General features: G+C 73.0%; 20 protein-coding genes and 1 pseudogene. 9 read left to right on the top strand and 12 right to left on the bottom strand.

The window, feature by feature from the left end:
• Nucleotides 1-80 precede the first annotated feature (80 nt).
• A pseudogene (locus AB0F62_RS18850) lies at nucleotides 81-512 on the bottom strand (transposase); the annotation flags it as partial.
• Nucleotides 513-671: 159 nt separating this feature from the next.
• A complete protein-coding gene (locus AB0F62_RS18845) occupies nucleotides 672-1433 on the bottom strand; it encodes a phosphoglyceromutase (protein WP_018559609.1) in 762 nt (253 codons plus the stop codon).
• Nucleotides 1434-1549: 116 nt separating this feature from the next.
• On the opposite strand from AB0F62_RS18845, the gene AB0F62_RS18840 reads away from it, so the two are divergent.
• Complete coding sequence (locus tag AB0F62_RS18840; protein ID WP_361799722.1) at nucleotides 1550-2836, top strand: MFS transporter; 1287 nt, start codon at nucleotides 1550-1552, stop codon at nucleotides 2834-2836.
• A gap of 125 nt (nucleotides 2837-2961) precedes the next feature.
• Here AB0F62_RS18840 and AB0F62_RS18835 read toward each other — a convergent pair whose 3' ends face one another.
• Nucleotides 2962-3477: a YbjN domain-containing protein gene (locus tag AB0F62_RS18835; protein WP_361799719.1), complete on the bottom strand. Its 516-nt coding sequence runs from the start codon at nucleotides 3475-3477 to the stop codon at nucleotides 2962-2964.
• Entirely contained in the window at nucleotides 3470-4798 is a 1329-nt protein-coding gene (gene mshA / locus AB0F62_RS18830; protein WP_361799959.1) for a D-inositol-3-phosphate glycosyltransferase, read from the bottom strand. Before mshA ends, AB0F62_RS18835 begins: the two co-directional genes overlap by 8 nt.
• A gap of 175 nt (nucleotides 4799-4973) precedes the next feature.
• Between mshA and AB0F62_RS18825 the strand changes: the two genes are divergently transcribed.
• The 3 genes from AB0F62_RS18825 to AB0F62_RS18815 all read left to right on the top strand — a co-directional run bounded on the left by AB0F62_RS18825 (nucleotide 4974) and on the right by AB0F62_RS18815 (nucleotide 8676).
• A complete protein-coding gene (locus tag AB0F62_RS18825) occupies nucleotides 4974-5768 on the top strand; it encodes a class I SAM-dependent methyltransferase (protein WP_361799716.1) in 795 nt (264 codons plus the stop codon).
• Nucleotides 5769-5998: 230 nt separating this feature from the next.
• Nucleotides 5999-7027 carry a C40 family peptidase gene (locus AB0F62_RS18820; protein ID WP_361799713.1) on the top strand — a complete coding sequence of 343 codons (1029 nt, stop codon included), beginning with the start codon at nucleotides 5999-6001 and terminating at the stop codon, nucleotides 7025-7027.
• Nucleotides 7028-7404: 377 nt separating this feature from the next.
• Nucleotides 7405-8676, top strand: a complete 1272-nt coding sequence (locus AB0F62_RS18815; protein ID WP_361799710.1) for a SpoIIE family protein phosphatase — start codon at nucleotides 7405-7407, stop codon at nucleotides 8674-8676.
• A 110-nt stretch (nucleotides 8677-8786) separates the two neighbouring features.
• Here AB0F62_RS18815 and AB0F62_RS18810 read toward each other — a convergent pair whose 3' ends face one another.
• The 3 genes from AB0F62_RS18810 to AB0F62_RS18800 form a co-directional block, all read right to left on the bottom strand.
• Nucleotides 8787-9125 (bottom strand): DUF2516 family protein, encoded by a 339-nt coding sequence (locus AB0F62_RS18810; protein WP_361799707.1) that lies wholly within the window; start codon nucleotides 9123-9125, stop codon nucleotides 8787-8789.
• An 88-nt stretch (nucleotides 9126-9213) separates the two neighbouring features.
• Nucleotides 9214-9843 (bottom strand): hypothetical protein, encoded by a 630-nt coding sequence (locus AB0F62_RS18805; protein ID WP_361799704.1) that lies wholly within the window; start codon nucleotides 9841-9843, stop codon nucleotides 9214-9216.
• A 76-nt stretch (nucleotides 9844-9919) separates the two neighbouring features.
• Nucleotides 9920-10411: a helix-turn-helix transcriptional regulator gene (locus AB0F62_RS18800; protein WP_361799701.1), complete on the bottom strand. Its 492-nt coding sequence runs from the start codon at nucleotides 10409-10411 to the stop codon at nucleotides 9920-9922.
• Between the two features lie 166 nt (nucleotides 10412-10577).
• Here AB0F62_RS18800 and AB0F62_RS18795 point away from each other — a divergent pair, with 166 nt between their 5' ends.
• From AB0F62_RS18795 to AB0F62_RS18780, 4 genes are all read left to right on the top strand, one after another.
• A complete protein-coding gene (locus AB0F62_RS18795; RefSeq protein ID WP_361799698.1) occupies nucleotides 10578-11036 on the top strand; it encodes a bacteriocin immunity protein in 459 nt (152 codons plus the stop codon).
• Between the two features lie 95 nt (nucleotides 11037-11131).
• Nucleotides 11132-12202: a MerR family transcriptional regulator gene (locus tag AB0F62_RS18790; protein WP_361799695.1), complete on the top strand. Its 1071-nt coding sequence runs from the start codon at nucleotides 11132-11134 to the stop codon at nucleotides 12200-12202.
• A gap of 9 nt (nucleotides 12203-12211) precedes the next feature.
• On the top strand, nucleotides 12212-12991 hold the full coding sequence (locus AB0F62_RS18785) for a 2-phosphosulfolactate phosphatase (protein ID WP_361799692.1): 780 nt from the start codon (nucleotides 12212-12214) through the stop codon (nucleotides 12989-12991).
• 86 nt (nucleotides 12992-13077) lie between these two features.
• Nucleotides 13078-13626, top strand: a complete 549-nt coding sequence (locus tag AB0F62_RS18780) for a DinB family protein (RefSeq protein ID WP_361799689.1) — start codon at nucleotides 13078-13080, stop codon at nucleotides 13624-13626.
• A 4-nt stretch (nucleotides 13627-13630) separates the two neighbouring features.
• Here AB0F62_RS18780 and AB0F62_RS18775 read toward each other — a convergent pair whose 3' ends face one another.
• From AB0F62_RS18775 to AB0F62_RS18765, 3 genes are all read right to left on the bottom strand, one after another.
• On the bottom strand, nucleotides 13631-14458 hold the full coding sequence (locus AB0F62_RS18775; protein ID WP_361799686.1) for a MerR family transcriptional regulator: 828 nt from the start codon (nucleotides 14456-14458) through the stop codon (nucleotides 13631-13633).
• 115 nt (nucleotides 14459-14573) lie between these two features.
• Nucleotides 14574-15602 carry an aspartate-semialdehyde dehydrogenase gene (locus AB0F62_RS18770; RefSeq protein WP_361799683.1) on the bottom strand — a complete coding sequence of 343 codons (1029 nt, stop codon included), beginning with the start codon at nucleotides 15600-15602 and terminating at the stop codon, nucleotides 14574-14576.
• A complete protein-coding gene (locus AB0F62_RS18765) occupies nucleotides 15599-16471 on the bottom strand; it encodes a dihydrodipicolinate synthase family protein (protein WP_361799680.1) in 873 nt (290 codons plus the stop codon). The genes AB0F62_RS18770 and AB0F62_RS18765 overlap by 4 nt, the downstream gene beginning before the upstream one ends.
• Nucleotides 16472-16575: 104 nt before the next feature.
• Here AB0F62_RS18765 and AB0F62_RS18760 point away from each other — a divergent pair, with 104 nt between their 5' ends.
• On the top strand, nucleotides 16576-16995 hold the full coding sequence (locus AB0F62_RS18760) for a GNAT family N-acetyltransferase (protein ID WP_361799677.1): 420 nt from the start codon (nucleotides 16576-16578) through the stop codon (nucleotides 16993-16995).
• Nucleotides 16996-17014: 19 nt separating this feature from the next.
• Here the strand turns inward: AB0F62_RS18760 and AB0F62_RS18755 are convergent, their stop codons facing one another.
• Complete coding sequence (locus tag AB0F62_RS18755) at nucleotides 17015-18106, bottom strand: aminoglycoside phosphotransferase family protein (protein ID WP_361799674.1); 1092 nt, start codon at nucleotides 18104-18106, stop codon at nucleotides 17015-17017.
• Between the two features lie 434 nt (nucleotides 18107-18540).
• A partial coding sequence (locus AB0F62_RS18750) for an IS3 family transposase (protein WP_361799671.1) occupies nucleotides 18541-19090 on the bottom strand: 550 nt, incomplete at its 5' end.

Below are 19090 nucleotides of genomic sequence, written 5' to 3'. Positions count from 1 at the left end.
TCAGACATCCCGCAGTGACTGCCGCGCTCTACGACGCGGCTGGTGTGGAGAGGCTTTGGGCGGGAGTTTCAATGACTGAGTCAAGCCGCTGCGGGCTCCGGCGGGGCTGGGGTGAAGAGCCTGTTGTCGCGTAGGAGCGCCCACAGGACGTCGACTCGTCGTCGGGCGAGGGCGATGACGGCTTGGACGTGCGTGAGTCCTTGGCCGCGCTTTTTGAGGTAGAAGTCTCGGTTCGGTCCCTCGCGCATGATGCTGGTCTGGGCTGACAGGTAGAACACCCTGCGCAGGCGGCGGCTGTAGCGTTTGGGTCGGTGAAGGTTGCCGGTGCGGCGTCCTGAGTCTCGCGGGACGGGAACGAGGCCGGCGGCGGAGGCGAGGTTCCCGGCGTCGGTGAAGGAGGCGAGGTCTCCTGCGGCGACGACGAACTCGGCGCCGAGGATGGGCCCCATGCCCGGCAGGGATTCGATGATCTGGGCTTGTGGGTGTGAGCGGAAGGTGTCGCGGATCTGCCTGGCGGGAACAGGCGGAGACAAGAGAACGGCCGGAGCCGGATTTTCTGAGGGACTGAGCATGGCCCGATCAACCGGCTGACGGCCCAGAGACGGCCCCAGAGCGGCAACAAGCCCCCTTCCCGCGGAGAAATCGCAGGCAGGGGGCTTGATCGTGCCGGATTACTTCTTCTTGCCCTGGTTCTTCACGGCCTCGATCGCCGCCGCGGCCGCCTCGGGGTCGAGGTAGCGGCCGCCGGGGGTGACGGGGCGGAAGTCGGCGTCGAGCTCGTAGGCGAGCGGGATGCCGGTGGGGATGTTCAGGCCCGCGATGTCGGCGTCGGAGATGCCGTCGAGGTGCTTGACGAGGGCGCGCAGGCTGTTGCCGTGGGCGGCGACCAGCACGGTGCGGCCGGTGAGGAGGTCCGGGACGATGCCGTCGTACCAGTACGGCAGCATGCGCTCGACGACGTCCTTCAGGCACTCGGTGCGCGGGCGCAGCTCCGGCGGGATGGACGCGTAGCGCGGGTCGTCGCTCTGCGAGAACTCGCTGCCGTCCTCGATGGGCGGCGGCGGGGTGTCGTAGGAGCGGCGCCAGAGCATGAACTGCTCCTCGCCGAACTCGGCGAGGGTCTGCGCCTTGTCCTTGCCCTGCAGCGCGCCGTAGTGGCGCTCGTTGAGGCGCCAGCTGCGGTGGACGGGGATCCAGTGCCGGTCGGCGGCCTCGAGGGCCAGCTGCGCGGTGCGGATCGCGCGCTTCTGGAGGGAGGTGTGGACGACGTCGGGGAGGAGTCCGGCGTCCTTCAGCAGCTCGCCGCCCCGGACCGCCTCCTTCTCGCCCTTTTCGTTCAGGTTGACGTCAACCCAGCCAGTGAAGAGGTTCTTAGCGTTCCACTCGCTCTCGCCGTGGCGGAGGAGGATCAGCTTGTACGGAGCTTCAGCCATGCCAAGGAGTCTAAGAGAAAACCCTTTGGCGCCCTCCGGAGGGCGGATGTAAGCTGCGCGAGCCGCCCTGGCCCATTACGCCCATCACGCCACCGACGCCGCGAGGAGCCGCCGCCGTGCCCGATGTCAGACGTGCCGTACGGGAGACCGTCTCGGGACTCCCCCGGACCTTCTGGTGGCTGTGGACCAGCACGCTGGTCAACCGGCTCGGCGGCTTCGTCGTCACCTTCCTCGCCCTCTACCTCACCGGAGACCAGGGCTACTCCGCCACCTACGCCGGTCTGGTCGCCTCCCTCTACGGCCTCGGCGGTGCCTTCGGCGCGGTCGTCGGCGGGGTGCTGACCGACCGGGTCGGCCGGCGCTCGACGATGCTCCTGGCGCAGCTCGCCGCCGCGGCCGCCACGGCGACGCTGGCGTACGTCCACGGGCAGGTGGCGATCGCGACGGTGGCCTTGGTGATCGGCCTGGCGAGCAGCGCCTCGCGGCCCGCGGTGCAGGCGATGATGGCGGACGTGGTGCCCGCCGCGGACCGCGTGCGGGCGTTCTCGCTCAACTACTGGGCGATCAACATCGGCTTCGCCGTCTCCTCGGCGGCCGCCGGCCTCATCGCCTCGCAGGGCTACTTCTGGCTGTTCCTCGGCGACGCGCTCATGACGGTGCTCTGCGCACTGGTGATCTACGCCAAGGTGCCGGAGTCGATGCCGGGCCGCGAGCCCGCGACTTCCGGCCCGTCGCCGGCGGACGCCGCCGGGGCGAAGGAGTCCCGGGTCGGCCTCGGGGTCGTGCTGCGCGACCGGCGCTTCATGGCGTTCGTCGCGCTGACGTTCCTGCTGGGCACGGTCACCCAGCAGGGCTCGACGACCCTCTCCGTCCACATGGGCGGGCAAGGCTTCACCGCGAGCGAGTACGGCCTGGTCATCGGCCTCAACGGCCTGCTGATCGTGCTGCTGCAGATCCCGCTCACCCGGCTCGTGGAGCGGCGGAGCGTGGCGGCGCTGCTCACCGCCGGCACGCTGCTGATGGGCTGGGGCTTCGGCCTCACCGCCTTCGCCGGGACGGTCGCGTTCTACGCGTTCACGGTGGCGGTGTGGACGATCGGCGAGATCCTGCACGCGCCGGCGTCGATGTCGCTGGTCGCCGATCTGTCACCGGCCCACGCGCGGGGCCGCTACCAGGGGATGTACTCCCTGGCCTGGCCCGCGGCCTCCTTCGCCGGGCCGCTGCTGGGCGGCCTGGCGCTGGACCGGTGGGGCGGCGGCGTGGTGTGGGGGGCCTGCGCCGTGGTCGGCACGGTGGCCGGTGCCGGGTACTGGCTGCTGCTGCGGGAGCGCCGGGCCCCGGGCGAGCCGGTGGACGCGGTGCCTCCGGCCCCGGCGAGGGTGCCGGAGCCGACGGCGGACTGAGCCCGGGCCCGCGCGCGGGTCCTCGTACGCCCCAGGGGTTCCCGTACGCCCCGGGGTTCCCGCCGCTCCGGGCGGCCGGCGGCGCGGCGCGGCGCCCTGTTCGGCGGGGGAAGAGCGCGTCGCCGCTATTCGGCGGGCTCCTCCGCCCTGCCGGTCAGATGGGTGAACGCGTCGAGGTTGCGCGTGGACTCGCCGCGCGAGGTTCGCCACGCGTACTCCTTGCGGATCGCGGAGGCGAAGCCCAGTTCCAGCAGCGTGTTGAAGCTTCCGTCGGCGTTCTCCAGGACGGCGCCCAGCAGCCGGTCGACCTCGTCGGGGACGACGGCGACCAGCGGCAGACGGCCGGAGAGGTAGACGTCGCCGAGCGCGTCGATGGCGTAGGCCACCCCGTACAGCCGGGTGTTGCGCTCCAGAAGCCAGCGGTAGAAGGCCTCGTGGTTCTCGTCGGGGCGGCGCACGACGAAGGCGTTGACCGTGAGGGTGTGCCGCCCGACGGCCAGGGCGACGGTGGTGGACAGCTTGCGCGTGCCGGGGAGCTTGACGACGTACTCACCCGCGGCGCCGGTCTCCCAGTCGAGTTCCGCGTCCTTCAGTGCCCGCTCGACCGCCGCGCGTGCCGCCGTCTGCTCCCGCTCACCCATGCGGCGATCGTAGGCGACGGCGCCGCTCCGCCATCGCACCCGCGTACACCTCGGCGGTCCTGGTGGCCGCCGCGTCCCAGCCGAAGCACTCCGCGTGCCGGGCCGCGGCCGCCCCCATGCCGGGGACCAGCTGCGGGTGGTCCACGAAGCGGCGCAGGGCGCGCGCGTAGTCGGCGGGCTCGTGCCCCGCGACGAGGAAGCCGGTCTCGCCGTCCTTCACGGCCACCGGCAGACCGCCGACCGACGCCGCCACCACGGGCGTGCCGCAGGCCTGCGCCTCGATGGCGACCAGCCCGAACGACTCGCTGTACGAGGGCATGACCAGCACGGACGCGGCCCGGTACCAGTCCGCGAGCCGGTCCTGGGCGACCGGCGGCTGGAACCGTACGAGGTCGGAGATGCCGAGCCGGGCCGCGAGCTTGTGCAGGCGCTCGGGCTTGGCCAGCCCGCTGCCGCTCGGCCCGCCGACGACGGGGACGACCAGGCGGTCGCGCAGGGACGGGTCCTCCGCCACGAGGATCGCCGCGGCGCGCAGCAGGATGTCCGGCGCCTTGAGGGGCTGTATCCGTCCGGCGAAGAGCGGGATCACCGCGTCCTGCGGCAGGCCCAGGCGCGCCCGGGCCCCGGCACGGCCGCCGTGGGCGTCCGGCCGGAAGCGGTCCAGGTTCACCCCGGGGTGGACGACGGCGACCTTGCGCGGGTCGGCCTCGTAGTGCCGGATCAGCTCGTCCGACTCCTCGGCGGTGTTGGCGATCAGCCGGTCGGCGGCGGAGACGATCTGCGTCTCGCCGATGACCCGGGCCGTGGGCTCGGGGGTGTCGCCCTCGGCGAGGGCGGCGTTCTTGACCTTGGCCATGGTGTGCATGGCGTGGACCAGCGGGACGCCCCAGCGCTCGGAGGCGAGCCAGCCGACGTGGCCGGAGAGCCAGTAGTGCGAGTGCACCAGGTCGTAGTGGCCCTGCCGGTGGCTGGCCTCCGCGTGCATCACCCCGTGGGTGAAGGCGCACAGCTGCGCGGGCAGGTCCTCCTTGGCCAGGCCCTCGTACGGGCCGGCGTCGACGTGCCGCACCAGGACGCCGGGGGCCAGCTCGACCGTGGGCGGCAGGGCGGCCGTGGTGGCGCGGGTGAAGATCTCGACCTCGACGCCGGGACCCTCGGCGAGCCGCTTGGCGAGCTCGACGATGTAGACGTTCATGCCCCCCGCGTCGCCGGTGCCCGGCTGGTGGAGGGGAGAGGTGTGCACGCTGAGCATGGCCACGCGCCGCGGGCGGCGCCCACCGACGGCATGGCGCCGGAACCGGCGTTGTGCACCGCCGGTCAGCTTCGCCACGTACTGGCTCACGTCGCGTCCTCCACTTCTCGGAAGGGCGGCCGAGCGGACGGCACCCTTCAACAGGAACAACCGGCGGAGAGCCTAGATCCATTTCCGCTTTGCCAAAGCGTGACCGAGAACCTGGCCCGGATCCGGCGCGCCCGGCCTCGCATAGGCTCGACGCATGCGCGCGACACGGCCGGTCGGAGAGGTGACCCGGGGGACGACCAACCCCAACCGGTTGCGCCGCATGGACCGCTGGATCGCCGCCGCGCACGGCCCCGCCCTGCGCCGCTGCGACGATCCGCTCGCCGTGGACCTGGGCTACGGCGCCGCACCGTGGACGGCCCTTGAGCTGCTGGAACGGCTCCGCACCGCCCGCCCGGACGCCGAGGTGGTCGGCATCGAGATCGACCCGGCCCGGGTGGCCGCGGCCCGGCCGTACGCCCGCGAGGGGCTCTCCTTCGCGCACGGCGGCTTCGAGGTGCCCCTGCCGGACGGCCGCAGGCCGGCCCTGATCCGGGCGGCGAACGTACTGCGCCAGTACGACGAGGAGCGGGTCGCCGAGGTGTGGACACGGCTGCGGGCCCGCCTCGCGCCGGAGGGGCTGCTGGTGGAGGGCACCTGCGACGAGATCGGCCGCCGCCACGTCTGGGTGGCGCTCGGCCCCGAGGGACCGCGCACGGTGACCTTCGCCACCCGGCTCGGTTCCCTGGAGCGTCCCTCCGACCTGGCGGAGCGGCTGCCCAAGGCGTTGATCCACCGCAATGTGCCGGGCGAGCCGGTGCACGCGTTCCTCACCGACTTCGACCGCGCGTGGGCCGCGGCCGCGCCCTTCGCCTCCCTGGGCGCCCGGCAGCGCTGGATCCGCACGGTCCGCAGCCTGGCGGGTCCGGGCGGCTGGCCGGTGACGGACGCCCCGGCCCGCTGGCGCCAGGGCGAAGTGACCGTCCGCTGGGAGGCCTTGGCCCCGGCCTGACCCCGCGTCCCCCGGCGCCGGGGGACGCGGGAGGGCGAAGCGGCCGCCCGGGAGACCGCGTTCGGGACGCGCTCCGCGGCACCGGGTCCCGCGCCGGAGGACGGCACGGCGCCGCCGCCGGATCCACCGGGCACGAAGACGTCCGCCCGCGGCTCTGGCCGATTGGCGCCTCCCATGGCACCATCCCCAGCCATGTGACGGTTCGTCAGATACGCTGCGGAGGTGCCCGCATGAAGCGTACGGCCGGTCTGGCCTGTGCCGTTCTGCTGCTCCTCGCCGCCCCGGTCCCGGCCGCGCACGCCGATCCCCCCAGCCCCCGGCGCACCCTGCAGGACGTGCGCGCCGAGGTCGACGCCCTCTACCGGCAGGCGGAACGCGCCACCGGCACCTACAACGCCGCGCACGAACGCGTCCTCGCCCAGCAGAAGGAGATCGTCGCGCTCGCCCGCGTCATCGACCGGGAGCAGGCCCGGCTGCGCACCCTGACCGCCCAGGCCGGCGCGCTCGCCCGTGCCCAGTACCGCGGCGGGGGGATCGGCCCCGGCGTCGGCCTCCTGCTCGGCGACGACCCGGACGCGTTCCTGGACGGCCTCGTCCTCGCCGACCGCGGCGCGCAGGCCGCGAACGCGACGATCGACGAACTGCGCACGACCACGGCGGAACTGGGCGCCTACGCCCACTCGGCCACCGTCGCCTGGGAGCGCCTCATGGCCGACCAGAAGAAGGCGGCCGACGCCAAGCGGGAGATCACCACGCGCCTGGCCCGGGCGCGGACACTGCTGGCCGGGCTGGAGGCCCGGGAGCGGGCGCGACTGGAACGGCTGGAGGACGAGGCCGCCTACCGTTCGCAGGTCGCCTGGCTGCGGACCGACGCCGCCGCCCGCCTGCGCCGCAATGCCGCGGGCGCCACCCGGCAGGGCGCCGCCGCCGTCGCCTTCGCCACGGCGCAGATCGGCAAGCCCTACCGATGGGGCGCGGGCGGGCCCGCCGCCTACGACTGCTCGGCGCTGACGCAGGCCGCCTGGCGCGCGGCCGGGGTGGGCATCCCGCGTACCTCCCAGGAGCAGTGGCGGCTCCTCCCCCGCGTCCCGGTGGCGTCGATGCGGCCGGGCGACCTGGTCGTCTACTTCGAGGACGCCGGCCACGTCGGCATCTACGTGGGCGACGGCGCCATCGTCCACGCGCCGCGCCCCGGGCGGCGGATCACCATGGCGGGTGCGGGGTCGATGCCCATCCTCGGCGTCGTACGCCCCGGATGACCCCGGCCCCGTGGCGCGGCACCGGCCCGGCCCGGCCCGACCCGACCCGACCCGACCCGCGTGAACGTCCGGCCCGGGCCGGAAGGAACGGCGCCCGGCCCGGTCGGTGTGACCTGGGTCCTGTGACCGCCGCCGCGTGACCCGCACCACCCCGCGACGGGGCAAACGTGACGTTGGTCATGCCCGGTTCGTCCTATCGCGGTCGAAATCCGCAGCTCAGAACGGCATATGACACCGGTGGTTTACCGGCAGGGCCTCCCCCGCCGCCGGGCGCTACCGCTATGGTCGCCCTTCAGTGTGCTCGGAGCAGAGCAACCGATCCGACCGATCCGACCGCTCCGGGACGTTGCCCTCGGGGGGAGGGAAGGAATTGTCCGATGTCGCCGATGTCCGCGACCGAGCGGCGCACCGACCAGTACGCCGCCGTGCCGGGGCCGCGCCGGGAAACACCCCCGGCCGACGGCCGGACCTCCCCTGCCCTGACCCTGCTCGCCATCGGTGAGGACCCCGCGGGCGCCTTCACCGTCCCCGACCTGCTCGACGTCTCCGGCACCCGGGTCCGCATCCGCCGCGCCCGCAACCTGACCGAGGCCGAGCGGCTGCTGAGGGACGACGTCAACTGCATCCTGCTGGAACTCTCCGCCCGTACCGCCGAGGGCGCCGGCTCCGACGGAATGGACAGCCTGCGGCAGCTGCTGCGGCTCGCCCCGCGCACCGCGGTGCTGGTGCTCACCGCGGGCGGCGACACCGACGCCGAGCGCGCCGCGGAGGCGGTCCGCGTCGGCGCCCAGGACCATCTGACCCCGGCCGACCTGGAACCGTCCCATCTGACCCGGGCGATCCGCTACGCCGTGGAGCGCAAGCGCGCCGACGTCGCGCAGCGCCAGCTGACCGAGACGCGGCTGCTGGCCCAGGAGAACTCGCGGCTGGAGCGCGGACTGCTGCCCACCCCGCTCCTCCACGGCGCCGACCTGCGCTTCGCCGCCCGCTACCGGCCCGGCCGCAGCCGCGCCCTGCTCGGCGGCGACTTCTACGACACCGTCCGCACCCCGGACGGGACCGTGCACGCGATGATCGGCGACGTCTGCGGCCACGGCCCGGACGAGGCCGCGCTCGGCGTGGAACTGCGGATCGCCTGGCGCGCGCTGATCCTCGCCGGGCTCTGCGGCGCCGGCCTGCTGGGCACGCTCCAGCAGGTGCTGGAGCACGAGCGGTCCGACGAGGAGATCTTCGCGACCCTCTGCCAGGTCGACATCAGCCCGGACGGCCGCGCCGCCGACCTGTGGCTGGCCGGCCACCCGGCGCCGCTGCTCTCCCTGTCCGGGATGGCGCCGCAGCTCCTGCCGTACGAGCACGGCGGCCCGGCGCTCGGGCTGCTGCCCCAGAAGGACTGCTGGGAGGGTGCGCGGTTCGAGCTGGGCGAGGCGTGGAGCCTGATGCTCTACACCGACGGGCTCATCGAGGGCCGGGTCGGTCTGGGCGCGCAGCGGCTGGGCCAGGAGGGCATGGTCGAGCTGGTGGGGCGGCAGATGTCCGCCGGGCTCGCCGGCGAGGAGCTGCTGGACGCCGCCATGACGGAGGTGCGGGAACTCAACGGCGGGGAGCTGACGGACGACGTCGCTCTCATGCTGCTGGAGTCGGGCGCCTGATCGACGGGGCGGGCCCCGGTCGGGCGTCGCCCCGGTCCGGGGGCGCCGCGGTCGGGGGGTGCCCCGGTCGGGGAGAGCCCGGTTTCGGCCCGGTTCGGCGGCCGGCCGCCTCAGCGGTTGAAGGGGCCGTACGGGCCGTCGCTGCTGCTGCCGCCGCGTCGACGGGGGCCGCCCTTGCCCGCGACCTCGCGAAGCTTCGGGCGCACGTCCACCATGTACACGATCACCGCGATCAGGCCGATGACCGGCAGGAACGACAGGATCGAGAAGATCTTCATCACCACGGCGGAGATGCCGAGAATGATCAGCCAGAACGCCTTGGTGTTCTTGTCGGCCGCACGGTAGGCGTCCTCACGATGGATCGCGGCGTTGACGAACGCGAAGACCGCGAGCAGGAAGAGCGCCCAGGACACCAGTCCCAGCACACCGAGGAAACCCGTAACCAGCATTGCCGTCCACCTCCGTCGTCGGCTCCCACCGTACCGGCACAACGAGCCGGGCACGCCGTGCGTGCCCGGCCCGTGATGTACCGGCCGCTCAGGAAGCGGGCTTGCCCGGCGTCGCGGGCTTCTTGGCCGCGGGGGCCTTCTTCGCGGCGGGGGCCTTCTTCGCCTGGCCGTCCTGCGCCGAGGATTGCGCCACGGCGGGGGCCGGGGCGGGGGCCGGGGCGGGCTTGGCGTCCGAGACCGGCGCCTGCCGCGCCGCCGGGACGGGCTCCGGCTCGATCGCGACCGCGATGTCCCCGACCTGCTCGGCGGCCTCGCCGCGCCAGGTGGCGACCGCGTCCTTGCCGCGCTCGGCCAGCCCGTCGTACGCCTCCTTGGCGCGGACCGCGTACTCGGCGGCCCGGCCCACCTGCTGCAGCGCGAAGTCCTGCGCGGAGTCGCGCAGCTTGCGCAGGTCGCCGTCGATGGTGCCGAGGAGGTCGTTGACCTTGGCCTGCGCCTTGGTCTGCGCGTCCTTGGCCTGCGCGGTCACCTTCTCCTGGACGGCCTTCGGGTCGGTGCCGCGGATCTTCTCGATCCGCTCGGGGGCCTCGGCGCGGATCTTCTCGATCAGCGGCGGCACCTCCTTGAGCTTCTCGGCGGCAAGGTCCGCGGTGCCGGCCAGCGCGTAGAGCGGGGTCGGGTCCTTGAGGGTCTTCACGATGTCGTCGGTGATCGCCATGAGGGTTTCTCCCGTATGAGGATGGTGGCGTTTACGTCTGTCGAGTCCGCTGGTCCGTGCGAACGGGGTGCGCCGGTCAGCCGGCGGCCGCGGCGTCGCCGCCACCGCCGCCGTCCGGTCCGGCCGCCTTCGGCTTCAGTACGGCGACGGCCTTCTTCGCGGCCTTCTTCGCCACGTGCTCGCGCGGCGCAGCGGGCTGCTCGTCAAGAGCTTCCTCCACTGCGGCGTTCTCCTTGCGGAACGACTCGTAGATCTGCAGGAGGACTTGCTTCTGCTTCTCGTTGATCGCCGTGTCGGCCAGGATGGCGGTGCGTACCTCCATCCCCGCGTCCTGGTCCCGCTCGTCGAGGATCCCGGCTTGCACGTACAGGGTCTCGGCGGAGATGCGCAGCGCTCTGGCGAGCTGCTGCAGGATCTCGGCACTGGGCTTGCGCAGCCCGCGCTCGATCTGGCTGAGGTAGGGGTTGGACACCCCCGCGGCGTCGGCGAGCTGACGCAGGGACAGCTGCGCGTTGCGGCGCTGCTCCCGCAGGTACTCCCCGAGGTTGCCGACGTTCAGTGAAGCCATGCCTCCGAGGATGCCGCGCGGTGCTAACTTTTGCAAGCAAGGTGCTTGCAAAAGTCTCGTTACGGGGATGTGACATCCATCGCCCGGCCCAGCCGGCGGGCCCCGCGGCCGCCGCGGGGCCTCGTGGGACCCCGCCGCTGTCCGCCCCGGCGCGCATAATGCGGCCGTGGACCTGCGCCCCGAACTGCTCCCGCCGCCCGTCGACCCGGAACGCCTGACGCAGGTCGCCCGCGAGATCGAGCGCATCGCGGACCTGGCCGGGTCCGGCGGGCCCGCCGAGGAGGCCGTGGCCGCGTTCAACGAGCGCACGGGCCACACCTACCTGCCGTCCGACTTCGCCTGGTACCACGCGTCCCGCGGCCTGGAGGAGTTCGCCCGGGAAGCGGCCCGGCCCGCCCGGCCGCGGGTGGCCGACGTGACACGCGAGGAACTCGTCGAGATCGTCCGCCGCATCACGGCCGATCCGGCCGGCGAGGACGCCGACTACTACCTGCTGCTCTTCGACTGCAACACCCTCCACCCCCGGGCCTGCGACCTGATCTTCCGCCCTCCGGCCGGCCTCGAGGACGCCTCGCCCGGGCGGATCGTCGACGCCGCCCTCGCCTACCGCCCGATCGCCCTGTGAACCGGGCCCGGGCGGCCCGTTGACCTTCACCTTGGGGCAGGCCACAGCATCGAAGCGGCCGGGCGGCGTGCCCGGCCCGAGGGAGGGAGCCCGCCATGGAATCGCTGACGATCGGGGCGTTCGCCAAGGCGTCCCGGCTGTCGCCGAAGGCGCTGCGGCTGTACGACGAGCTGGGGCTGCTGACGCCCGCGCGGGTCGATCCGCTGACCGGCTACCGCCACTACGCGCCCGCCCAGCTGGAGCGGGCCCGGCTGGTGGCGTGGCTGCGGCGGCTGGGGATGCCGCTGGCCCGCATACGGGAGGTGTGCGCGCTGGACGCGCCCGCCGCCGCGCGGGAGGTCCGGGCGTACTGGGCACGGGCCGAGGCCGCGCACGATGCGCTCGGGGATCTGGCCGCCTTCCTCGTCGATCACCTGTCCCGGAAGGACTCCGCCGTGAACGACGCGAACCACCCCCTGGAACTGCGCTACGCCGCCCTCTCCGATGCCGGACTCGTCAGGGAAGGCAACCAGGACACCGCCTACGCCGGCGCCCGGCTGCTGGCGGTGGCCGACGGTTTCGGCGGCGAGGGGGCACCCGCGGGTGCCGCCGCCGTCGACGCGCTGAGGGAGCTCGAGACCGGCGCCGCCTCGGGCGGGCTGCTGGACGTGCTGCAGGACGCCCTCGACCGGGCCGACGAGACCGTGCGCGGCTTCGCGGAGTCGGGCACCACGCTCACCGCTCTGCTGTGGACCGGGGAGCGGCTGGCGCTCGTCCACATCGGCGACTCCCGGGCGTACCTGCTGCGCGAGGGCGAGCTGTTCCGGATCACGCACGACCACACGATGGTGCAGTCGATGGTGGACGAGGGCCGGCTGACCGAGGCCGAGGCCGCCTCGCACCCCCAGCGGTCGCTGCTCGTAAGGGCGTTGGGCGCCGGCACCCGTCCCGCGGGCCGCCTGCCCGACCTGCGGCTGCACGATCCGCGTCCCGGCGACCGCTATCTGCTGTGCACGGACGGCCTGTCCACCGTCGTACCGGACGACGAGCTGCGCCGGGTGCTCGCCTCCGGCACCGGCCCCGGGGCGGCGGTGCGCGAGCTGGTGGGGCTGGCCAACGCCGCCGGCGGTCCGGACAACGTCAGTTGCGTGGTCGCCGATGTGCGGGAGCGCTCCGCGGCGGCATAGTCGTCGCCCATGAGCGACGAATGGTTTCTGCAGACGGGTCACGGGGTGCGGTTCGAGTGGGGACCGGAAGGCGCCCGGCGGATCGGCGCGGCGGTGGCCTGCCTGGTCGTCGTCGACGTGCTGTCGTTCACCACCTCGGTGACGGTGGCCGTCGAGGCGGGCACCGCGGTGCACCCGTACGCGTGGCGCGACGCCACGGCCGCGGCGTACGCACGGCGGGTCGGGGCGCGGCTGGCGGTGGGTCGACGGGAGGCCGGCGAACGCTCGCCGTGGTCGCTGTCCCCCGCCGCCCTGCGCCGTGCGCCGTACACGCCGCGGCTGGTGCTGCCCTCGCCCAACGGGTCCGCGATCGCCGCCGCGGCCGGGGAGGCGGCGACCGTCGTCGCCGCCTCCCTGCGCAACGCGCCCGCCGTCGGCGCGTGGCTCTCGCGGCACGGCTACGGCACCAGGAACCGCCCCGTCGCGGTGATCGCCGCGGGTGAGCGCTGGCCGGACGGGACCCTGCGGCCCGCACTGGAGGACCTGCTCGGTGCCGGGGCGGTCGTCGCCGCGCTGCGGGAGCACGCCCCGGCGGTGACGCTCTCCCCCGAGGCGCGCACCGCCGTCGCGGCCTTCACCGGCACCCCGGACCCCGCCGCGGCCGTCGCGTCCTGCGCCTCCGGACGTGAGCTGGCCGGCGGCGGCTTCCCGGAGGACGTCGCCATCGCGACGGAGTCCGGCGCGGCGTCCGTGGTCCCGGTCCTGTCCGACGGCGCTTTCACATCCCGGCCCATTGCGGACCGGAACTGACCGCAAGGCTGCGTACCGTCGAAGACGCCAAGGACGCCGGAAGGCCGGCGCCCGTGGCAAGGACCCACGACCAAGGGGAGCGCGCGATGCCGACAGTGGTACGGAACGAGACGGGCGAACGGGACGCACTCCTGGCCTACCTGGAGGCGCAGCGCGGCGGGGTGCGCCGGGCCGTGCTCGGACTCACCGACGAGCAGGCGTCCTCGCGGCCGAGCGTCAGCGAGATGAACCTCGCCGGACTGGTCAAGCACGTCGCCAGGACCGAGGAGTCCTGGGTGCAGGGCCTGCTGCTCGGCCACGAGGACAAGAAGGGCACCGAGGCGGACTACGTCGACGGCTTCCGCCTGCTGGAGGGCGAGACCCTCGCCGGCCGGCTGGAGGAGTACGCCCGGATCGGCCGGGAGACCGAGGAGGCGATCCTGGCTCTGCCCGACCTGGACGTCGTGGTGCCGCTGCCGGACGCGCCCTGGAACCCGCCGGGCATGAAGGTCAGCGCCCGCTGGATCCTGCTCCACCTGATCGAGGAGACCGCCCGGCACGCCGGGCACGCGGACCTCATCCGCGAGTCCCTGGACGGCCGGACGGCCTTCGAGCTGGTCGCCGAGGCGGCTCAGCAGGGGAAGCCGATGGGGTGACCGCTCACGCCCCCGTGGCCACCGGTTCCTGCAGCTCCGTCACCCAGGTGTCGGGATGCCCCTCGCACTCCAGGTACAGCTCGCGGGGGTAGCCGACGGACCGGTGGCCGTGGGCGTCGATCCCCCGGGCCAGGGCCTGGACGCTGCGCAGCACGTCGTCCATGGCTCCCCGGTGGACGATCGTCGCCGCGCTCTCCAGCTCGGGCAGGTCGACGACCGCGAAGTCGTACCGGTCGTCCGGCTCGACCGCCACCTGCAGCCCCGCGTGGACGAGGATCGCGCCCTCCCCCTCCGGCGCGTCCTCGTAGTACGCGATCCCCGGCCCCGCCGGGCGCACCCCCGCCGCGTCCAGCCGCCGGCACAGCTCCTCGTACAGCGGCTGGATGACCGGCCCGATCTGCCCCGGCTCGAACCCGGCGGCGGTCGCCGTCAGCTCCGCGAGCCGCACCGGCGGCACCCTCTTGATCACCACGTCGTCCGTGGACATCCGTCCCTCGCTCTCGATGGTCCGGAGTCTCGCCTCGACCCCCGCCAGCCGGGCCGCGTCCGCGGCCATCGCGGCCGCGAGCTCGGCGCGGCGCAGCCGCAGCATGCCGCGCAGCTCCTCCGCGCTCACCTCCTCGTCGAGGATCGACCGCACCTGTTCGAGGGTGAAGCCGAGGTCCTTGAGGGCGATGATGCGGTTGAGCCGGGCGAGCTGCCCGGCGGCGTAGCTGCGGTAGCCGGTGGCGGGGTCGACACGGTCGGGGCGCAGCAGTCCGACGGCGTCGTAGTGACGCAGCATGCGGACCGACACGCGGCCGTGCCTGGCGAAGTCTCCGATTCCGAACATGACGTCTCCGAGTCCACCGCCTCACACGGTGTGAGGGTCAAGCACGGGGTCGAGCGGGAACGGCGGATGCCCCGGCGCGCGGTCGGCGCCGGGGCATCCGGAGGGGCGAGCGGGGTCAGCCGCGCAGCTCGGCGGCGACCAGCTCCGCGATCTGGACGGCGTTGAGCGCGGCGCCCTTGCGGAGGTTGTCGTTGGAGAGGAAGAGCGCGAGGCCGTGCTCGACGGTCTCGTCCTGGCGGATCCGGCCGACGTAGGAGGGGTCCTTGCCCGCGGCCTGCTGCGGGGTGGGGATCTCCGACAGCTCCACGCCGGGGGCGGCGGCCAGCAGCTCGTAGGCGCGCGCCACGCTGACCGGACGCTCGAAACGGGCGTTGACCTGCAGCGAGTGCCCCGAGAAGACCGGCACGCGGACGCAGGTGCCGGACACCTTGAGCTCCGGGATGCCCAGGATCTTGCGGGACTCGTTGCGGAGCTTCTGCTCCTCGTCGGTCTCGAAGCGGCCGTCGTCGACGATCTTCCCGGCGAGCGGGACGACGTTGAAGGCGATGGGCCGCTGGTAGACCGCGGGCTCGGGGAACTCCACGGCCTCGCCGTCGAAGGCCAGCTCGGTCGCCCGGTCGGCGACCTTGCGCACCTGGCCGTCGAGCTCGGCGACACCGGCCAGGCCGGAGCCGGAGACCGCCTGGTAGGTGGTGGCGACCAGCGCGGTCAGCCCCGCCTCCTCGTGCAGCGGGCGCAGCACGGGCATCGCGGCCATGGTGGTGCAGTTCGGGTTGGCGATGATGCCCTTGGGGCGGTCGGCGATCGCCTGCGGGTTGACCTCGGAGACGACCAGCGGGACCTCGGGGTCCATCCGCCAGGCGGAGGAGTTGTCGATCACGACCGCGCCCGCGGCGGCGACCTTCGGGGCCAGCGCCTTGGAGGTGGCGCCGCCGGCCGAGAAGAGCACGATGTCGAGACCGGTGTAGTCCGCGGTGGCCGCGTCCTCGACCGTGACCTCGCCGTCCTTCCACGGCACGGTGCGCCCCGCCGAACGGGCCGACGCGAACAGCCGCAGCTGCTCCACCGGGAAGTCGCGCTCGGCCAGCACCTTGCGCATGACACCGCCGACCTGGCCGGTGGCTCCGACGATTCCGATCCTCATCCGGTCTCTCCGATCAGTGCGTACGTACGGTCCCGAGTATCCCCCGATGCGGCAAGTGCCCGGAGGGCCGTCTCAAGCGACGGTCGTCCGGCGGGCAGCAGCGGCAGCCGGACGTCGGGGGTGGGGATGCGTCCCTGGGCGTGCAGTACCGCCTTGATCACCGTGGGGTTCGGCTCGGCGAAGAGGGCGGCGGCCAGCCTCGCGAGCGCCTGCCCGCGTGCTGAATCGTGGGAACGGGCCAGCTCCACCCACTGCTCGGTGGCCAGGTGCGCGGAGGCCGTGATGGCCCCCTCGGCGCCCAGTGCCAGCAGGGCGGGCGCGAAGACGTCGTCCCCGGCGTACAGCGGCACCTCCCGCACCAGCAGGACGGTGTCCTGGTCGATGCCGCCGACGGCGTGCTTGAAGCCGGCGACCCCGTCGATCGCGGCGACCCTGCGCACCGTGTCGGCGGTGAGGGCGAGCCCGGTGCGGTACGGGATGTTGTAGACGACCAGCGGCACGGCGGACGCCCGGGCCAGGGCCTCGAAGTGCGCGACGACCCCGTCCTGGGAGGGCCTGACGTACGACGGCACGGAGACGAGGGCGGCGTCCGCGTCCAGTTCCGCGAGTTCCGCCGCGGCCCTGCGGGTGTCCGGCCCGCCGGCGCCCACGGTGAACCGCAGCCCGCGCTCCCGGCACACGCGCCCCACGGTCGCCCGGACGACCGCCTTCTCGGCCTCGTCCAGCATCGCCGCCTCGGCGGTCGTCCCCAGCGCCAACAGCCCGGCGACACCCCCGTCGGCCATCTCGTGCGCCAGCCGCTCCAGCGCGGCGGCGTCCACCCGGCCGGCCTCGTCGAAGGGCGTGATCAGCGGTACGTGAATACCCATGCCATCGAGCGTGGGCCCACAGCACCCTCAAGGTCCAGTTAATAGTCCTTCATCGCACCGGTAAGCAGTGCTGCACAAAGCCGCATCCCCTACCCTCGGGCCCCATGAGAGACGACCGGTACGAGATCTCCGCCGACCCCGCCCGCGTGGACGCCGCCCTCGTCCACCACTGGCTCTCCACCGACGCCTACTGGGCCCTCGGCCGCCCCCGCGCCGTCCAGGACGCCGCCATCGCGGCCTCCCTCAACTTCGGGGTGTACGACAGGGAGTCCGGCACCCAGGTCGCCTGCGCCCGCGTCGTCACCGACCACGCGACGTTCGCCTGGCTCTGCGACGTCTACGTCACCCCGGCCGCCCGCGGCCACGGTCTGGCGACCGCCCTGGCAACGGCCGCCCGGGACCATCTCGAGGGCCTCGGCGTACGGCGTGTGCTGCTGGCGACGCACGACGCGCACGGGGTGTACGCGAAGGTGGGCTTCGAACCGCTGGAGGTGCCGGGGCACTGGATGTCGCTGGGGCTGTGAGCCCTCCGTCACCTCGGCCTCAACGTGCGGCCGCCCGCTTGCGGGGCGCACACACCCTGAAGGTCCGTCCCCGACGGCGCTCCGGGTGTCGCAGCGCGTGCCAGTCGGCCAGCGCGACCTCGATCTCGCCGTACGAGGGCACGGTCAGGCCGATCGCCTCCTCCGCCCGCGTCAAAGCACGCTGCACCCTGGCGACGGACGGCCCGAGGCGAGGGCATCCCGGCCGCCTCCCCAGGTCCACCGCCGCCCTGACCACGTCCGCGTAGACGGACTGCGCGTACTCGAAATCCAGGTAAGCCTGCAGATCTGTACGCAGTCCGGCGGTCATCGCGGAACAGCCCTGCCGGACGAGCGCCTCCTCCCAGAGGTGCGTCATCCGCTCGCACTCGTCGTCGGTGTACCTCATCCTCACCAGATGGGTGGCGAGGTCGTGCAGGGGGTCACCGTACGTGGCGAGCTCCCAGTCCAGGATGAACAAGCCCCCGGCGTCCAGCAGCACGATGTTGTCCCGATGGAGATCGGTGTGCAGCAGGGCATAAGGCCTCCGCTGCAACTCCGGGGTACGGGAACTCACCTTCGCGCGAAAGCGGGCCAGCGCGTCGACCGGTATCCCGAGTCCGTCGAACAGCGCGCCGAACACCGGACGATGGCGCCGGTGCACCCGGTGCTCGGCGTAGTGGACGAGGTAATCGAGAAAGGCGTCGCTGCTCTTGTGGTCCTGTGGCCAGCCGACCGGCAGGGCCGGAAGCTGGTCCGCCCCGACGACAGCCGTGCCTGCGAAGACCTCCGCAAGGTCACGCAGCATGTCCCCACCCAGCGGACCGAGAATCTCCGACAGCACCGTGCCCGGTTCGTACCTGTGCACCGATGCGCCCGCGAAGGCGACGAGGCACCGCGGGGTGACGAAGCCCGACTCGGGGCTCACCCCCTTCAGCGCGGCAAGCACCGCGGCCTCGTCCCGCCACGTGCGCATCACAACCACGGGCACCTCGAGCGGGATCCGCAGCTTGACACTCGCAGCCGAATCGGGCGGGATCCGCAAGAACCAGGCGAGCATCCGGCCCAACGGAACCACCTGATTCGAGTGGTGATGTCCGGCAATCGCGATCACGCCCGCACGGCGTCTCTTCCATGCGAAGTGCCATCTCACGAGGGACTCGTAGAGCCGCGAGCGCGTGGCATCGCCACCTGAGGAACCCGGAGTCACCGTCTCATCAGTCAACTTGCACCGACCGATTGAAAGTTCACCAATGGGGCACCATCACTTGACCGCATGACGAAGGGCGATCCTATGCTCTTCGGCCCCAAGCCGCCCATCAGTTCTGACAGTGCGTCGATCGACTCGCCCGCACCCCGGTTGTCACAGCGATCGGCGATTGAGGGCCGGAGGGATCCCAACCGCTCCTGACCCACTGCCGGTTCCCTTCGCGCCTGCTGCCGAAGATCCCACACCATCGACGGCCACCAAGACGCCCATGAGCACGCCGCATGCCGGGACGACATGGTGAGCTTGTTCCGCTTTGACGGACACCAACGGTGTGGTGGTCAGGCTGCGTGTGCTGCCTCGTATTCGGCTGGGCTGCGGTAGCCGAGGCTGCTGTGCAGACGGTGCAGGTTGTACCAGCTTTCGATGAAGTCGAAGATCGCGGTGCGGGCGGCGGCCCGGCTCGGCCAGGTCGCGGTGCCCAGCAGCTCGCGCTTGATGGTGGCGAAGAACGACTCAGCGAGCGCGTTGTCCCAGCACTGTCCCGTGCGGCCGACCGACAGCTGGATCCCGAACTCTGCGGCCAGCGCTGCGAATTGCTGACTGGTGTATTGGCAGCCGCGATCGGAGTGGAAGATCACCGGACCGGTGGGGCGGCGCTGCCGGCAGGCTGCGGTGAGGGCCTCGGCGACCAGATCGGTTCGCAGGTGATCGGCGGTGGCCCAGCCGACCACGCGGCGCGAGGCGATGTCGATGACGGTGGCGAGGTAGAGCCAGCCCTCGTCGGTCGGGACGTAGACATCCGATGCGGATGAACTGTCAAGCGGCATCGAGGATTTGGGTGCCTGGGGCTGTCGGGAAGGCGGCGGCTTCGCTGTAGTGGAGCCGTTG

This window comes from Streptomyces sp. NPDC026673, from assembly GCF_040638135.1.
Classification (GTDB): Bacteria; Actinomycetota; Actinomycetes; order Streptomycetales; family Streptomycetaceae; genus Actinacidiphila.
The sequence above is the reverse complement of the archived record's forward strand: the minus strand, read 5'-3'. Positions and strand labels throughout refer to the sequence as shown.

Excerpts from the sequence above, each read along its gene's own strand:
- AB0F62_RS18845 (WP_018559609.1), bottom strand. The coding sequence starts at position 1,433 with ATGGCTGAAGCTCCGTACAAGCTGATCCTCCTCCGCCACGGCGAGAGC.
- AB0F62_RS18835 (WP_361799719.1), bottom strand. The coding sequence starts at position 3,477 with ATGGGTGAGCGGGAGCAGACGGCGGCACGCGCGGCGGTCGAGCGGGCA.
- AB0F62_RS18825 (WP_361799716.1), top strand. The coding sequence starts at position 4,974 with ATGCGCGCGACACGGCCGGTCGGAGAGGTGACCCGGGGGACGACCAAC.
- AB0F62_RS18820 (WP_361799713.1), top strand. The coding sequence starts at position 5,999 with ATGAAGCGTACGGCCGGTCTGGCCTGTGCCGTTCTGCTGCTCCTCGCC.
- AB0F62_RS18815 (WP_361799710.1), top strand. The coding sequence starts at position 7,405 with ATGTCGCCGATGTCCGCGACCGAGCGGCGCACCGACCAGTACGCCGCC.
- AB0F62_RS18810 (WP_361799707.1), bottom strand. The coding sequence starts at position 9,125 with ATGCTGGTTACGGGTTTCCTCGGTGTGCTGGGACTGGTGTCCTGGGCG.
- AB0F62_RS18805 (WP_361799704.1), bottom strand. The coding sequence starts at position 9,843 with ATGGCGATCACCGACGACATCGTGAAGACCCTCAAGGACCCGACCCCG.
- AB0F62_RS18800 (WP_361799701.1), bottom strand. The coding sequence starts at position 10,411 with ATGGCTTCACTGAACGTCGGCAACCTCGGGGAGTACCTGCGGGAGCAG.
- AB0F62_RS18790 (WP_361799695.1), top strand. The coding sequence starts at position 11,132 with ATGGAATCGCTGACGATCGGGGCGTTCGCCAAGGCGTCCCGGCTGTCG.
- AB0F62_RS18785 (WP_361799692.1), top strand. The coding sequence starts at position 12,212 with ATGAGCGACGAATGGTTTCTGCAGACGGGTCACGGGGTGCGGTTCGAG.
- AB0F62_RS18780 (WP_361799689.1), top strand. The coding sequence starts at position 13,078 with ATGCCGACAGTGGTACGGAACGAGACGGGCGAACGGGACGCACTCCTG.
- AB0F62_RS18775 (WP_361799686.1), bottom strand. The coding sequence starts at position 14,458 with ATGTTCGGAATCGGAGACTTCGCCAGGCACGGCCGCGTGTCGGTCCGC.
- AB0F62_RS18770 (WP_361799683.1), bottom strand. The coding sequence starts at position 15,602 with ATGAGGATCGGAATCGTCGGAGCCACCGGCCAGGTCGGCGGTGTCATG.
- AB0F62_RS18765 (WP_361799680.1), bottom strand. The coding sequence starts at position 16,471 with ATGGGTATTCACGTACCGCTGATCACGCCCTTCGACGAGGCCGGCCGG.
- AB0F62_RS18760 (WP_361799677.1), top strand. The coding sequence starts at position 16,576 with ATGAGAGACGACCGGTACGAGATCTCCGCCGACCCCGCCCGCGTGGAC.